The organism is Herbaspirillum sp. C7C2 (genome assembly GCF_022627865.1).
GTDB classification, from domain to species: domain Bacteria; phylum Pseudomonadota; class Gammaproteobacteria; order Burkholderiales; family Burkholderiaceae_D; genus Herbaspirillum; species Herbaspirillum frisingense.
On record NZ_JABXGI010000029.1, the window covers coordinates 17,452 to 32,549 of the forward strand.

The following is a 15,098-nucleotide window of genomic DNA, read 5'->3' on the forward strand; positions in this document are numbered from 1 at the left end:
ATTTGTTTGGATCATCAGGATAAAAGTCTGGCAAGACTCGCATCCGGTGACCCGACCCAGGACAGCAGTGCACAGCCCCCCGGCGACCAGCAGCGCAAGCATGGCAGGCTCATCAGCCCGCCCCCTTGCAGCGCATCGCTCGGGCCATGCCGCAATTCGGGCCGGGCCATCGCGAAGCTTGCCGGTTGATGCAGTAGAACCCGATCGCCGTCGCCAACCTCACTATGTTACGTTTGGCTCCACAGACCAGCTTACCGTCCGCAGTTGCCTGCGCGACCGCCTATGGCGGAGCGCGCGGCGCGGATACGGTGCTGCCCGGCGTCCCGGTCCACTGCATCCGCGCCCCCTTGTGCTGGAGCGCCCGCTAAGGCGCACTCACACAATCAAGGCAATTCCCTCCCCAATCACTTCGTTCTCGCGTACATCCCCTGTACTTTTGGCCCGCTACCACATACGGACGGGCCATTTGAAGGATCTTCGGATCCCGGAGTGAAAACATGAAACGTATGTTGTTCAACGCAACGCAGCAGGAAGAACTGCGCGTAGCGATCGTTGACGGTCAGAAGCTGATCGACATCGACATCGAAACCACCGGACGCGAGCAGCGCAAGTCCAACATCTACAAGGGCGTGATCACCCGCATCGAGCCCTCGCTGGAAGCCTGCTTCGTCAACTACGGCGAGGAACGCCACGGCTTCCTGCCCTTCAAGGAAGTGGCCCGGTCCTACTTCAAGGAAGGCATCGACGTCCGTAACGCCAGCATCAAGGAAGCGCTGCGCGAAGGCCAGGAAATCATCGTCCAGGTCGAAAAGGAAGAGCGCGGCAACAAGGGCGCGGCCCTGACCTCCTTCATCTCGCTGGCCGGCCGCTACCTGGTCCTGATGCCCAACAACCCGCGTGGTGGTGGCGTCTCCCGCCGCGTCGAAGGCGAAGACCGCCAGGAACTGCGCGAAACCATGGACAAGCTGGACCTGCCCAACGGCATGTCCGTCATCGCCCGCACCGCCGGCATCGGCCGCAACGTCGATGAACTGCAGTGGGACCTGAACTACCTGATGCAACTGTGGCGCGCCATCGAAGGCGCCGGCCAGTCCGCCTCGGGCGCCTTCCTGATCTACCAGGAATCGTCACTGGTCATCCGCGCCATCCGCGACTACTTCCAGCCCGACATCGGCGAAATCCTGATCGACACCGACGACATCCACGACCAGGCCCAGCAGTTCATGGCCCACGTGATGCCGGACATGGTCCACCGCGTCAAGCGCTACCGCGACGACGTACCGCTGTTCTCCCGCTTCCAGATCGAACACCAGATCGAGACCGCCTACTCGCGTACGGTCCCGCTGCCGTCCGGCGGCGCCATCGTGATCGACCACACCGAAGCCCTGGTGTCGGTGGACGTGAACTCGGCGCGTGCCACCCGTGGCAGCGACATCGAGACCACCGCCTTCAACACCAACCTCGAAGCGGCTGATGAAGTGGCCCGCCAGTTGCGCCTGCGCGACCTGGGTGGCCTGATCGTGATCGACTTCATCGACATGGAGAATTCCAAGAACCAGCGCGAAGTCGAAGGTCGCCTGAAAGACGCCCTGCACCACGACCGTGCCCGCGTCCAGATGGGCAAAATCTCCCGCTTTGGCCTCATGGAACTGTCGCGCCAGCGCCTGCGCCCGTCGCTGTCCGAAGGCAGCCACGTGACCTGCCCGCGCTGCAACGGCACCGGCCACATCCGCGATACCGAATCCTCCGCCCTGCAGGTGCTGCGCATCATCCAGGAAGAGGCGATGAAGGAAAACTCGGCCGCCATCCATGTGCAGGCGCCGGTGGACGTCGCCGCCTTCCTGTTGAACGAGAAGCGCGGTGAAATCCTGAAGATCGAGACGCGCCATCGCGTCACGGTCATCATGATCCCCAACAAGCACCTGGAAACCCCGCACTACAAGATGGAACGGATCAAGCACGACGATCCGCGCCTGGACGACGCCCAAGCCAGCTACAACATGGCCGAGCAGGCCGATACCGACATCGGCTACAGCAAGCGCCAGAAGGAAGAAGTGCGTCCGCGCCAGGAAGCCGTGGTCAAGGGCATCACCCCCGACCAGCCGGCCCCCATCGTCGAACGCAAGGCTCCGGAACCAGTGGCTGCCCCCGTACCGCCGCCGACCCTGGCACCGGAATCGGGCCTGCTGGGCAAGATCTTCGCCTTCTTCCGCAAGAAGCCCGTGGCCCCGGTGGAAGCACCGGCCCCAGTCGAAGCCAAGGCCCCCGCCAAGCGTGAAGGCGACCGCAATGGCCGTGGCGGCGACCGCAACGGTCGTGGCCGCAATCGCAATGACCGCAGCGACCGTGGTGATCGTGCCGAACGTGGCGAACGCAACGCCAATGGCGAACAGCGCAATGCCCGTGGCGCCGCTGCCGTCGAGTTAAAGGCGGGAGAACTGGCCGATGCCAAGCAGGCGCGTCCGCCGCGTGGCCCGCGCGAGCCCAAGGAAGCGCGTGAACCACGCGAAGGCCGTGAGCCGCGTGAAGGTCGCGAGGGCCGTGAAGGCCAGGTCCGTGAAGGCCAGGAGCCCAAGGAAGCCCGTCGCAACGAGCCCCGTGAGCCACGCGAACCGCGTGAAGGTCGCGAAGGTCGTGAACCCCGCGAACCGCGTCAACCGCGTGAACCTCGCGCCCCCCGTGGCGACCGCAAGGAAGCCCGCAGCGAGGAAGGTCTGCCGCTGGAAGCCGCTCTGGCAGCCGGCGCTGCAACCGCCGGCGTGGCCGTGGCCGCTGGTGCCGTAGCCCTGTCCAATGACGAGCAGGCTGCGCAACTGGATCTGGCGCAAGTTGAACGTGGCGAAGGTGGCGAAGGCGTCGAAGCCTCGGAAAACGCCGAAGGCGGCACCGAACCGCGCCGTCGCCGTCGTCGTGGCGGTCGCAACCGTCATCGTCGCGAACGTGACGAGAACGGCAACCTGATCGAAAACGCCGATGCCGATGCGGCTGAAGCTGGCGAAGCCGGTGAACGCAGCGAAAACGGCGAAGCCGTGACCGCAGCAGCCCCTGCAGCCCCCGCAGCACCGGTGGAAGTCGCCCAGGCCGCCGTGGCCCAGGCTTCCTTCGCAGCCTCGCCGGTTCCGGCGCAAGCTGCTGAAGCAGCCGACGTGTCCGCGCCTGCTGCCCTCCATACCGAAGCCGTCGCCGTGGAAAGCGGCGTGAACTCGGTGGAAGCCGTGGCTGCCGCCGCTGCCGAAGCGACCGAAGCCGTGTTCTCGCAACAGCAGGCCATCGAACCGCCGGCGCCGTCCATCGACGCCAGCTTCGCCCCGGCACCGAGCTTTGAACCTGCCCCGGCGCCAGTGCAAGCCCCTGTCGCCGCCCCGGCGGCATCGGAAGCACCGGTCCAGGTCGAGGTCGTGCAGCAAGCCGCGCCGGCAGCCAGCCTGCCGCAGCAGATCAGCCTGCTGGATGCGGTCGAAGCCAATCCGGCCCCGGCTCCTGTGGAAGTGGCTGCACCTGTTGCTGCTGCACCTGCAGCAACTGCGGCACCTGCCGCACCTGCAGCACATGCCGGCAATGGCGCCCAGCCGGAGTCGCTGCAGCAGATGCTGTCGCAAGCCGGCCTGACGCTGGCCACGACCGATCCGGTCAAGCTGCGTGCAGCGCAGGAAGCGGCCGCCGCCTTCGTGCCGGCACCGCGTGTACCGCGCGAGCGCAAGCCGCTGCCGCCGCAGTCCAGCGAACCGCTGGTCCAGGTGGAAACGCGTCGCTGATCGCCAGGGTGCAAGCGCACCGGTGATCACCAGGAAAAAGGGAGCTTCGGCTCCCTTTTTTCTTGTCCGCGCTCTTGCCTGCTCGCCTGCCTGTACGCCGGCCTGCTGTTTTCGCCAATTTTCCTGGCCAGTCTGTCGCCGCAGCCCGGCAACTATCGCTCTCGCGCCTCTTGTCATCCGCCGCTTGTCCCCTATCTGGTGACAGTTGGCCCGCCCTGGCAGCGATACAGTGCCGGCCGCGCAGCGCTGCGGTCCAGCTGCGGATATCCCAAGTCCAGATCCGGCGCGGCATTGCGCTCAATACCTGCACTTGCGGCATACTGAATATGCATGAACCGACCGCAACGTCGCAGCGCTAGCCGTGCTATCTTTACACACCCATTTTTGCCAGCCCGTATGAACAAGCGCGTCATTCCCATCCTCGATCACCGGCAAGCGCCGTCGGCCAGTACGGCAGGCGTGATTGCGCCCGTGGCGGTGGTGCCGACCGGCTGGCTGACCGATTCCCTGGGCCGCCCCCTGCACGACCTGCGCATCTCGGTCACCGACCGCTGCAATTTTCGCTGCGTCTACTGCATGCCCAAGGATGTCTTCGACAAGCAATACCAGTTTCTGCCGCACTCCGACCTGCTGACCTTCGAAGAGCTGACCCGCGTGGCCGCCCAGTTCGTGGCGCATGGCGTGCGCAAGATCCGCCTTACCGGCGGCGAACCGCTGCTGCGCAAGAACATCGAGACCCTGATCGCCATGCTGGCCGCCTTGCGCACGCCCGATGGCGAGCCGGTGGATCTCACCCTGACCACCAATGGCACCCTGCTCAAGCAGAAGGCGCAGGCGCTCAAGGCTGCCGGCCTGCGGCGCGTGACGGTCTCGCTGGATTCGCTGGATGACGAGAGCTTCCGCCGCATGAACGATGTCGACTTCCCGGTGGCACGCGTGCTGGAAGGCATTGATGCCGCCCACGCCGCCGGCCTGGGTCCGGTCAAGATCAACATGGTGGTCAAGAAAGGCGTCAACGACGACCAGATCCTGCCTATGGCGCGCCACTTCAAGGGGACGCCGGCCATCCTGCGCTTCATCGAATACATGGACGTGGGCAGTTCGAACGGCTGGCGCATGGACGAGGTACTGCCCTCCAGCGAAGTGGTGCGGCGCATCTCGGCCGAGATGCCGCTCCAGGTGGCCGACCCCAACTACACCGGCGAGACCGCCGAGCGCTGGCGCTATGTCGATGGCAGCGGCGAGATCGGTGTCATCTCCAGCGTGACCCAGGCCTTCTGCCAGGATTGCTCGCGCGCCCGGCTCTCTACCGAGGGCAAGGTCTACACCTGCCTGTTCGCCAGCGAAGGCCACGATCTGCGCAGCCTCCTGCGCAATGGAGCCAGCGACGCCGAGATGGCCGGCGCCATCGCCGCATTGTGGGGCCAACGGGGCGACCGCTATTCCGAATTGCGCAGCGCCATGCAAGCCGCACCGGCACGCAAGGTCGAGATGTCCTATATCGGCGGCTAGACATTCAGTTCCGCCTCCCGCCGCCCTGCCCCCAGTCCTCACCCGCCATGGCCTCCTCCACCGCCAACACCCTGAGCGCCAGCCACATCACCGGCTTGGTACTGGCCGGCGGCCGCGGCACGCGCATGGGCGGGGTGGACAAGGGCCTGCAACCGCTGCATGGCAAGCCCCTGGTCCAGCACGTGCTGGAGCGGCTGGCGCCGCAGGTCGGCACCCTGGCCGTCAATGCCAACCGCTCGCAACTGCATTACGCCAGCTTCGGCTATCCGGTCTGGAGCGATTTGCAAGCCGGCTTCCCCGGCCCGCTGGCGGGCCTGCAGAGTGGTCTGGCCCACTGCACCACCCCCTGGCTGGCCTGCGCCCCCTGCGATGCACCGCTGATCCCCTATGACCTGGTGGCGCACCTGGCCGATGCCGTTGCCGAGGCTGGCGCCGAGGCCGCCATCGCCGTCACCACCGGCGCGCAGGGCCGGCAACGCCATCCGGTCTGCGCCCTGCTCTCCAGGAGCACCCGCGACACCCTGGACGCCTTCCTGGCCACGGGTGAACGCAAGATGGACCGCTGGTTCGCCACCCTCCATTGCGTGGAAGTGGAATTCCCCGAAGAACACGCCTTCAGCAACATCAACACCGCGCCGGAGTTGCAACGGCTCGAAGAAGAACAATGACCCATCCTTCCCTGAACGACATCGTCAGCTGCATCAGCGGCTATGACCCTCACGCCATGACCGTGGCCCGTGCCCAGGCCGTGATCCAGGACTTCATCACCCCCATCGAGACGGTGGAAAAGCTGGCCATCCGCAGCGCGCTCTCGCGGGTGCTGGCGCAGGACATCATCTCCCGCATCGATGTGCCGGCCCATGACAACTCGGCCATGGATGGCTACGCCCTGCGCGGCGAAGACATCGCCGACGGCCAGGCGCAGCGCCTGCAGATCGTCGGCCCGGTCCATGCCGGGCAGCGCTTCGAGGGCAGCGTGCAACGCGGCCAGTGCGTGCGCATCATGACCGGCGCCCCCATGCCGGACGGATGCGACACCGTCATCCCGCAGGAACTGACCACCGACGCCGACGACCAGGGCGTAACCCTGCCGGCCGGGCGCGTACGGCCCGGCGACAACCGCCGCCTACGCGGCGAAGACCTGATGCAAGGCAGCGTGGCGCTGCCGAGCGGGCGTATCCTGCGGCCCTCCGACATCGGCCTGCTGGCCTCGCTGGGCATCGCCGAGGTTCCGGTGCAGCGCCGCCTGCGCGTGGCCTTCTTCTCCACCGGCGACGAACTGCGCTCGGTGGGCGAGCCGCTGGACGCTGGCTGCGTCTATGACTCCAACCGCTACACCCTGCACGGCATGCTGACCCGCCTGGGTTGCGAGGTGCTGGACATGGGCGTGGTGCCGGACGATCCGGTGGCGCTGGAGGCAGCCTTTCGCAGTGCCTGTGAAGAGGCCGACGCCGTCATCACCTCCGGTGGCGTGTCGGTGGGTGCCGCCGACTACACCAGGCAGATCATGGCCAGCCTGGGTGAAATGACGTTCTGGAAGATCGCCATGCGTCCCGGCCGGCCACTGGCCTTTGGCCGCATCAGCTCGCGTGGGCGCGATGCCTACCTGTTCGGCCTGCCCGGCAACCCGGTGGCGGTGACCGTCAGTTTTTCCTTCTTCGTGCGCGACGCCCTGCTGCGGCTGGCCGGTGCCGAGTCCCGGCCCTTGCCACGCCTGCGGGTGACGACCGCCACACCCATTCGCAAGAAAGCCGGTCGCACCGAATACCAGCGCGGCATCCTGGCACCCGACGCCGATGGCCGCTGGAGCGTGCGCCTGACCGGCATGCAGGGCTCGGGCATCCTGCGCTCGATGTCGGACGCCAACTGCATCCTCGAACTGGAGCATGAGCGCGGCGACGTGGCTGCCGGCGAAGAGGTCTCGGTGGTGCTGTTCGACGGGCTGGTCTGAAACCGCCCCGGCATGAAAAAAGCGCGGCCAAGGCCGTAATAACGTTCAGTTAAGAAAAAATCGCCGCGCCAGCTGACTTTGGCGCGGCGATTTTGCTTGGTTCTCTTCAAGCCATTTGAAACCGTTCGGACTGAGTAGGCCCTTTAGGGCCGTATCGAAGGCGCTGCTCAGCTTGTGGCGGGCCTTCGATACGCGGCTACGCCGCTACTCAGGACGAACGGTCAGCGGTGGCGCAAGCAAAGTCTGAGCAGGTTTTCGGGCTGGTAACAAGCTTAACTGAACGGCATTACGGCCTTGGCCGCGCTTTTTCGTTTTCTGGCCGAAGCATCAGCCGCTCAGACCGCATCGTCCGTATCGCCCAGGTCCAGCTCTGCCGTCCCCAGCAGCTTCTGCGCACTTTCCGCCGGCAGCGCCTCCACCGACTTGAGCTTGCGGTTCATCTGGCGCGTACGGGTCTCGGCCTGATCGATATTGCGGGCAGCGCGTTCCAGCGCCGCCTTGGTCGAGGCCAGCACTTCGCCGAACTTGCCGAACTCGGTCTTGACCGCGCCCAGCACCTGCCACACTTCGGAGGACCGCTTCTCCAGCGCCAGCGTGCGGAAGCCCATCTGCAGGCTGTTCAACAGTGCCGACAGCGTCGACGGCCCGGCGATGGTCACCCGGCAGGTACGCTGCAGATCGTCGGACAGGCCCGGTCGGCGCATCACCTCGGCATACAGGCCTTCGGTGGGCAGGAACAGGATCGCGAAATCGGTCGTCAGCGGGGGCGAGAGGTATTTCTCGGCGATGGTCTTGGCCTCGTTGCGCACGGCGCGCTCCAGCTCCTTGCCGGCGCTGGCCACGCCATCGGCGTCGGCACGCTCGGCCGCATCGACCAGGCGTTCGTACTGTTCCTTGGGGAATTTGGCGTCGATGGGCATCCACACCGGCTCGCCCTCTTCCTTCGCTCCCGGCAGGCGGATGGCGAATTCCACGCGCTCGCCGGTGCCGCGCACGGTCTCGACGTTCTTGGCGTACTGCTCGGGCGTGAGCATCTGTTCCAGCAGGATTTCCAGCTGCACTTCACCCCAGGTGCCACGGGTCTTGACGTTGGTCAGCACGCGCTTGAGATCGCCCACGCCGGTGGCCAGCTGCTGCATCTCGCCCAGGCCCTGATGCACCTTGTCCAGGCGGTCCGAGACCAGCTTGAAGGATTCACCCAGGCGCTGCTCCAGCGTGGCGTGCAGCTTCTCGTCCACGGTCTTGCGCATCTCTTCCAGCTTGAGCGCGTTGTCGTTCTGCAGATCCTTGATGCGGGCTTCCAGCGTGGCCCGCACTTCGCCCATGCGTTGGGCATTGGATTCGGTCAGTGCCGACAGTTGCTGGTTCAGGGTATCGCCGAAGCGCTTGAGCGAAACCGCCTGCTCTTCGCGGTTGACCTGTGCCTGCAGCGTCATGGACTGGCGCATGCTGTCCAGTTGCTGGGCGTTGGTTTCGTTCAGTTTCACCAGTTGCCGTGCGAAGCCGTCGATCTGCTGGTTCTGCAGGCCGGCCACGCTGGACATCTGCGTGGCCAGCGTCTGCTGCAATTGGGCGAAGTTGCTGCCCAGCTCCTGGCGCGTGCTCTGGGCGCTGGCCTGGACCTGGCTGCGCAATTCGCGCTCGATGCGCTCGCCGGTGTCCTGCTGGTGGCGTTGCAGCTCCTGCTGCAGTTGCAGCAGCATGTCCTCGATGGCAGCCCCCGGGTCGTCGCGCGAGCCACCACGCAGCAGCAGCAGCAGCACCAGTACCTGCAAGACGATGCCGACCACCACCAGGCCGGCCAGGATCATTTCGAATGTGTTCATGGAATGCAATTACTCGGGCTTGTTGCGCATCCAGTCGGCGGTCTGATAGAGCGCCGTCAGCAGGCGTTTCATCAGCTCGTCGGGCAGGCCCACGTCCTGCATGGCCCAGGTCATGCAGCGCAGCCACTGGTCGCGCTCGGAGATGCCGATGGGGAAAGGCAGGTGACGTGCGCGCAGGCGCGGATGGCCGAACTTTTCCATGTACAGGCTGGGACCGCCGGTCCAGCCGGAGAGGAACATGTAGGTCTTCTCGCGCGAGCCCTCCAGCGAAGGCGGATGCAGCGCGCGAATGCCGGCGAACTCCGGCTCCAGGTCCATCAGGTCGTAGAAACGGTCGACCATCTCGCGCAGTTTTTCAGCGCCGCCGATGAGTTCGAACGTGGTGGGTTGGTTGGGATCTTCGATTTGCATAAGACCGCCATGATACCGCAGCCGCCCTGCCATCGTCGGGCCGGCCGGCTGCGATCTGCAGGGCGTTTGACCTGCCTCGGCTCAGGCTTCGCGCAAGGTCTGCAGGGGCGGACGACGCAGCACGTGATGCAGTCCAGCCCAGCCGCCCAACGCCGAGCAGGCAGCGCCCAAGCCCATGCCGGCCACCCACACCAGCGGGCTGAAGCTCCAGTCGAAATTGAAGACGTAATGCGCCAGTGCCCAGCCGATGCCAGCCGCACCGCTGGCCGCCAGCAGTCCGGCCAGCGAACCCACCAGCAGCACTTCGATGCGCTGCGCCCGCGACAGCTCCTGGCGCGTGGCGCCCAGGGCGCGCAACAGGCCGGCCTCGCGCACCCGCTCGTCCTGCGAACCGGCCAGGGCCGCATACAGCACCAGCACGCCCGAGCAGAGCGTGAAGAGGAACAGGAACTCCACCGCCGAAATCACCTGCCCCACCACCTCCTGGATCTGGCGCAGCACGCTGCCGATATCGACCACGGTGAGATTGGGGAAGTCGCGCGTCAGGCGATTGCCCAGGGCTTCCTGCTGCGGGTCCAGATGCACCGCCGTGATCCAGCTCTGGGGGGTATCGCGCATCAGGGTCGGGTTCAGGATCACGAAGAAATTGACCCGCAAGGAACCCCACTCCAGCTTGCGCAGGCTGGTCACCGGCGCCTCCACCAACTGGCCGGCGATGTCGAATTGCAGGCGATCACCCAACTGGATGCCCAGGGTCTGCGCCAGGCCGCGCTCCACCGAGGCTTCCGGCTGGCGATCGTCGTACCAGCGGCCAGCGACGATGCCGTTGCCGGGCGGGATCTCGGCCATGGTGGAGAGGTTGAATTCACGGTCGACCAGGCGCTTGGCGCGATCTTCCTGATAATCCGCCGGGTTCACCGGGCGCCCGTTGATCTGCACCAGACGGCCCCGAATCATCGGATACAGGGCAGCGTCCTTCACCCCGCCCTGCTGCAGCACCTGCTGCACCGCCTGGCGCTGGTCGGGCTGGATGTTGATGATGAAACGATTGGGCGCATCCGCCGGGGTGGCCTGGCGCCAGGCACCTACCAGGTCGCCACGGATGACGGTCAGCAGCAGCAGCGCCATCAGGCCCAGCCCGAGCGCCACCACCTGCATCACGGCGGCTGCCGGTCGACGCTGCAGGCCATCGATGGCAAAGCGCCAGCTCTGGCGATCCACCAGGCCGCGCATGGAGCGTAGCGCCCGCAGGCAAAGCCAGGCCACCAGCGCGAACAGGCCGAAGCCGCCGAGGAAGCCGGCAATGGTCAGCAAGCCCAGCTTGAGGTCGCCGGCCTGCCACAGCAGCAAGCCCGAAAACACCAGCGTCCCCAACACATAGGTGAGCACCGTCATCGCCTGCGGTGCGCCCTGGTCGCGCCGGATCACCCGGTTATGCGGCACATTGCGCAACTGCAGGATGGGCGGCAGCGCAAAGCCGAGCAGCAACAGCAGGCCAGTGGCCACGCCCTGCACCGCCGGTGCCCAGCCCGGCGCCGGCAAGGCGGTCGGCATGAAGCTGCCCAGCCACTGCAGCAGCGCAAAATGCGCGGCAAAGCCGACCAGCATGCCAATCACGCTGGCGGCCAGGCCGATGACGATGAATTCGGTCAGATACAGCCGCGTCACCTGCGCCTGGGTCATGCCGAAACAACGCAGCATGGCGCAGGCATCCAGATGGCGCAGCATGAAGCGGCGCGCCGCCATGGCCACCGCCAGCGCCGCCAGCATGGCCGAGAGCAGGCCCACCAGCGAGAGGAACTGTTCGGCCCGGTCCAGCGTGGCGCGCATCTCGGGACGACCGTTTTCCAATGACTCCAGGCGCACGCCGCGCAGCTTCTCGGCGTCGATCTGGCGCTCGATCTGCTTCTGGTAGCGCTGGACCTCCCCGGCCGGGCCGGCGATCAGCAGCCGGTAGGTCACCCGTGAGCCGAGCTGCACCAGATGGGTGGCGGCCAGATCGGCTTGGCCCAGCATCACGCGGGGGGCGAAGTTGACGAAGGCGCTGCCGCGGTCCGGTTCCACCGAGATGATGGCGGCGATCTTCAGGGGCAAGTCGCCCAGCTTGATGGTATCGCCCAGCTTCACGTCCAGTTGCGACAGGATCTGCGGGTCCACCCACACCGTCCCCGGCTGTGGAATGCCTTCGGCCGGCCGGTCGCTACCATCGGCGGCGCGCAGCCTGAGCTGGCCGCGCAGCGGATAGCCCGGCGTGACGGCCTTGATGGAAGAGAGTACCGAACGTGCCGCATCGCCCTCGCCCGCCAGCGCCATGCTGGGAAAGACCTGGGTCTGGGCCTGCAGCAGCCCCTGCTGGCTGGCCTGCTGCACCCATTGCGGCGGCAGCGGCTGGTCGGCGGCCACCAGCAGGTCGGCCCCCAGCAGCTGGTGGGCGTCGCGGGCCATGCCGGCGCGCATGCGGTCGACGAAGAAACCCACCGACGACAGGGCCGCCACCGCCACGATCAGGGCGATCAGCAGGAAGCGGAGTTCACCGGTACGCCAGTCGCGCAGGGTCATGCGCAATGCTTGTTGGAACATTCAGTCGCCAGGAATAAAAAAGAAACAAGAAAGGAAGCAGAAAATGCGCAGGCCATACCTGCACCATCGCGGCAATACCGATTCCACGCCGCCTGCAGGCTCAACGCAACCAGAGCGCCACCAGCCCCACGGCCAGCAGCACGCAACCGGCGGTCAACATGCGCAGGCGCGAGCGCATGCGGTCCATGGTGGCGACCAGTTGCGCATTCTGCTCGGCCAGGGTGTTGATCAACTGGCTGGCTTCCAGCTGTTCGGCCTCCAGCTGCCGGATGCGCTGGGCGAACAGTTCGGCATCGCTGGCCGCCGGCATGGCCTCCTGCGCCTCCACCGCCGACTTGGCCTTGCGGGTGCGCGACCACAGGTCACGTGCGCCCTTGACGATGCCCGGGGTGGCCTGGACCACATCGCCCCAGGGAATCAACTTGATGGCAGACAACCAGCTCAATCCCATGTGTTTCTCCTTTGTCGGCAGGGTCGGATACGGCTTGTTGCAATTTCGTTGCACGCCTGGGAGAACCGTGACCCCGCACTGTCTTCTAAGACAGGCAAAATGCAATTCTATCCCGAGCATCCGGTAACCATGACGGAGTTTCCTGACGATGAAAGCCCCCCTGCCCCTGCTGGGCGCCTTGCTGTTCCTGTGCGCCGGCGCCAGCTACGCCGCCGATTGCAGCAAGGCCGCCACCCAGGCCGAAATGAATGCCTGCGCCTCGCAGACCCTGACCCAGAACGACAGCGACCTCAATGCCACCTATCTGGCCTATCGCGAGAAGCTGAGCAAGGCCCAGCAGAACCAGCTGCGCGAAGTGCAACTGGCCTGGCTGAAATACCGCGACCTGTCCTGCCGGTTCGAGAGCTCCGCCAGCGCCGGCGGCTCGGCGGCCACGCTGGCCCTGCAGACCTGCCTGGCCGACAAGACCCGGCAGCGCGCCGATGAGCTCAAGGCCCTGGCCGGTTGCCAGGAGGGTGACCTGAACTGCGTACGCTAGGCAGTCGCAAACTTTCATGCTGTAATGCTCCCGTCTGAATTTTCAGACAGACGAATCCACACTGCCCAGGGAGTATTCAATGAAAAAATTGCTCATCGCCATCACCTCTTTCGCACTGGCCGCCCCGCTGCTGGTGGCAAGTCCCGCCATGGCGGAAAACGCCCAGCAGAACAAGATGAAGCAATGTAATGCGGACGCCACCGCTGCCGGCAAGAAAGGGGACGACCGCAAGGCCTTCATGTCGTCCTGCCTGAAGAAGGAACAGCCCAAGCCGGCCACCCAGCAGGACAAGATGAAGCAGTGCAACGCCGACGCCGCCGGCAAGAAGGGCGACGAGCGCAAGGCCTTCATGTCGTCGTGTTTGAAAAAGGACAAATGAAGCTGAAGTGAAGGAAAAGGCAGGCGCAGGCCATTCCATCGGCCTCACCGGCCTGCCCGGATGAAAAAAACCCGCAAGTTTGTGACTTGCGGGTTTTTTGTTGGGCGCGTGGGCCTGCGCCCGTGATTCAGTGCTGGGTGCGCTTGAAGAAGAACAGTCCCGCGCCCACCAGCATCAGCACGCCGCCGAAGAAACGGTTCTGCGCCTTGATCGCCTTCTGGCTGCGGAAGAAGCGCTGCAGGCGGCTGGCCGCGAACGCGTAGCCATGCATCACCACCAGGTCCACCACCACCATGGTCACCGCCAGCACCAGCAGTTGCAGCCACAGCGGACGCTGGTGGTCGATGAACTGCGGCAGCACGGCCACCATGAAGACGATGCCCTTGGGATTGGTGGCATTGGTCAGGAAACCGGTCATGCAACGTTGCCACCAGAGCTGGCCACGATTGGCGCGGGCGGCGGCATTGGCCGCGTCCAGCGCTTCGCCCTGCTGCTCGGTCGGCACCGGCGCGCGCCATTGCGAAAAACCGAGATAGATCAGATACAGCGCACCGGCCACCTTGATGACGTTGAAGGCGGTTTCGGAGGCCACCAGCAGCGAACCGACGCCAGCCCCGGCGATGACCAGGATCACCACCAGCGCGATCTCCAGCCCGAGGATGGTGGCGCTGGTGCGGCGCACGCCGTAATTGAGACCGTGGCTCATGGACAGGACCGCGCCCGAACCGGGCGAGATGGCGATGACGCATGCAGCGGCGAAGAAAGTGAACCAGGTCTGGTAGTCCATGAGGCGCTCGGTGAGGCAAAAAGTGAAGATGCTCATTATAAGCAAAGCCGCAACGATTGCTTACAAATCCACGATGAATTGAAACACTTTGACGTCGTCCTGCACGTCGGCGGCTCGTTATAGGAAGCAAGGCGCAAGGAAATGATGAAGCGATTACGCAAAATCAAGCGCCGAGCGTAACAACCACTTTCTAAAGGAAATTGCCATGAAAACCCAATCCGTCATCGTCGCTTCCCTGCTGACCGCGCTGGCCCTGCCGGTGTTTGCCCAGACCGGCGCCACCGCACCTGCCACTGTCGCGCCAGCCGCGACCACGGCCGCACCGGCCAAGGCGGAAGCAGGCAAGACCGAGGCGACGACCAAGGCCAAGACCAAGTCCGAACATCACGCCAAGCACAAGAAGGCCGAAAAGAAGGCCGCCGGCAGCGAAGCCAAGCCCGCAGCCGAGGCTGCACCGGCCGCCGCACCAGCTGCTGCCAAGACCAAGTAATCCTGCAGTACACCGTACGACCGAACACTGACACACCCCATCCGAACCGATTTTCGTCTCCTTGAAAGGACACCATCATGAACACCAAGACCATCATCGTTGCCTCCCTGTTGTCGGCCCTGACCCTGCCCGTGTTCGCCCAGACCGGCGCCGCAGCAGCACCGGCCGCCGCCCCGGCCAAGACCGAAGCCGCCAAGACCGAGGCTGCGCCCAAGGCCAAGCATCACGTCAAGCACAAGAAGTCGGAGAAGAAGGCCGAAGCCAAGACTGACAAGAAGGAAGCCACCGGCGAGCAAGCAAAGCCGGCCACCGACGGCGCCAAGAAGTAAGCCGTCCGCAAGGAGCAGGACCGGGCGCGGTTGATCTTCAGCCACGCCCACCCATGTCAGGGATGACAGGGATGCCGCACCCTCGCCAA

The 15,098-nt window shown here is 65.4% G+C and carries 13 protein-coding genes; 8 read left to right on the forward strand and 5 right to left on the reverse strand.

The annotated features are described in order from the left end of the window. The first annotated feature begins 497 nt into the window (after positions 1 to 497). The 4 genes from HWE04_RS22590 (at position 498) to moeA (ending at position 7,218) form a co-directional block, all read left to right on the forward strand. Positions 498 to 3,755, forward strand: coding sequence for an Rne/Rng family ribonuclease (locus HWE04_RS22590; protein ID WP_241813758.1), 3,258 nt, complete (start codon positions 498 to 500; stop codon positions 3,753 to 3,755). Positions 3,756 to 4,151: 396 nt separating this feature from the next. Then, positions 4,152 to 5,267: a GTP 3',8-cyclase MoaA gene (gene moaA / locus HWE04_RS22595; RefSeq protein WP_241813759.1), complete on the forward strand. Its 1,116-nt coding sequence runs from the start codon at positions 4,152 to 4,154 to the stop codon at positions 5,265 to 5,267. 47 nt (positions 5,268 to 5,314) lie between these two features. Next, complete coding sequence (mobA, locus tag HWE04_RS22600; protein WP_241813760.1) at positions 5,315 to 5,935, forward strand: molybdenum cofactor guanylyltransferase MobA; 621 nt, start codon at positions 5,315 to 5,317, stop codon at positions 5,933 to 5,935. Then, a complete protein-coding gene (moeA, locus tag HWE04_RS22605; RefSeq protein ID WP_241813761.1) occupies positions 5,932 to 7,218 on the forward strand; it encodes a molybdopterin molybdotransferase MoeA in 1,287 nt (428 codons plus the stop codon). Before mobA ends, moeA begins: the two co-directional genes overlap by 4 nt. 335 nt (positions 7,219 to 7,553) lie before the next feature. Here moeA and rmuC read toward each other — a convergent pair whose 3' ends face one another. The 4 genes from rmuC to HWE04_RS22625 all read right to left on the reverse strand — a co-directional run bounded on the left by rmuC (position 7,554) and on the right by HWE04_RS22625 (position 12,486). Continuing rightward, on the reverse strand, positions 7,554 to 9,044 hold the full coding sequence (gene rmuC / locus HWE04_RS22610) for a DNA recombination protein RmuC (protein WP_241813762.1): 1,491 nt from the start codon (positions 9,042 to 9,044) through the stop codon (positions 7,554 to 7,556). A 9-nt stretch (positions 9,045 to 9,053) separates the two neighbouring features. Beyond that, positions 9,054 to 9,455 (reverse strand): group II truncated hemoglobin, encoded by a 402-nt coding sequence (locus HWE04_RS22615; RefSeq protein ID WP_006463550.1) that lies wholly within the window; start codon positions 9,453 to 9,455, stop codon positions 9,054 to 9,056. 81 nt (positions 9,456 to 9,536) lie between these two features. Further along, positions 9,537 to 12,035, reverse strand: a complete 2,499-nt coding sequence (locus HWE04_RS22620; protein WP_241813763.1) for an ABC transporter permease — start codon at positions 12,033 to 12,035, stop codon at positions 9,537 to 9,539. A gap of 100 nt (positions 12,036 to 12,135) precedes the next feature. Beyond that, the gene (locus tag HWE04_RS22625) at positions 12,136 to 12,486 is read right to left on the reverse strand and encodes a hypothetical protein (protein WP_077238524.1); all 351 of its coding nucleotides are present in this window, start codon (positions 12,484 to 12,486) and stop codon (positions 12,136 to 12,138) included. A gap of 148 nt (positions 12,487 to 12,634) precedes the next feature. On the opposite strand from HWE04_RS22625, the gene HWE04_RS22630 reads away from it, so the two are divergent. Both HWE04_RS22630 and HWE04_RS22635 read left to right on the forward strand, forming a co-directional pair. Continuing rightward, on the forward strand, positions 12,635 to 13,024 hold the full coding sequence (locus HWE04_RS22630; RefSeq protein ID WP_102664592.1) for a lysozyme inhibitor LprI family protein: 390 nt from the start codon (positions 12,635 to 12,637) through the stop codon (positions 13,022 to 13,024). Between the two features lie 79 nt (positions 13,025 to 13,103). Continuing rightward, positions 13,104 to 13,403, forward strand: coding sequence for a PsiF family protein (locus HWE04_RS22635; RefSeq protein ID WP_006463554.1), 300 nt, complete (start codon positions 13,104 to 13,106; stop codon positions 13,401 to 13,403). 127 nt (positions 13,404 to 13,530) lie between these two features. Here the strand turns inward: HWE04_RS22635 and HWE04_RS22640 are convergent, their stop codons facing one another. Then, the gene (locus HWE04_RS22640; protein ID WP_006463555.1) at positions 13,531 to 14,190 is read right to left on the reverse strand and encodes a LysE family transporter; all 660 of its coding nucleotides are present in this window, start codon (positions 14,188 to 14,190) and stop codon (positions 13,531 to 13,533) included. A gap of 205 nt (positions 14,191 to 14,395) precedes the next feature. On the opposite strand from HWE04_RS22640, the gene HWE04_RS22645 reads away from it, so the two are divergent. Together HWE04_RS22645 and HWE04_RS22650 are read left to right on the forward strand one after the other, a co-directional pair. Beyond that, positions 14,396 to 14,680 carry a hypothetical protein gene (locus HWE04_RS22645; protein WP_241813764.1) on the forward strand — a complete coding sequence of 95 codons (285 nt, stop codon included), beginning with the start codon at positions 14,396 to 14,398 and terminating at the stop codon, positions 14,678 to 14,680. 77 nt (positions 14,681 to 14,757) lie between these two features. After that, positions 14,758 to 15,009, forward strand: a complete 252-nt coding sequence (locus HWE04_RS22650; protein WP_006463557.1) for a hypothetical protein — start codon at positions 14,758 to 14,760, stop codon at positions 15,007 to 15,009. Positions 15,010 to 15,098 lie beyond the last annotated feature (89 nt).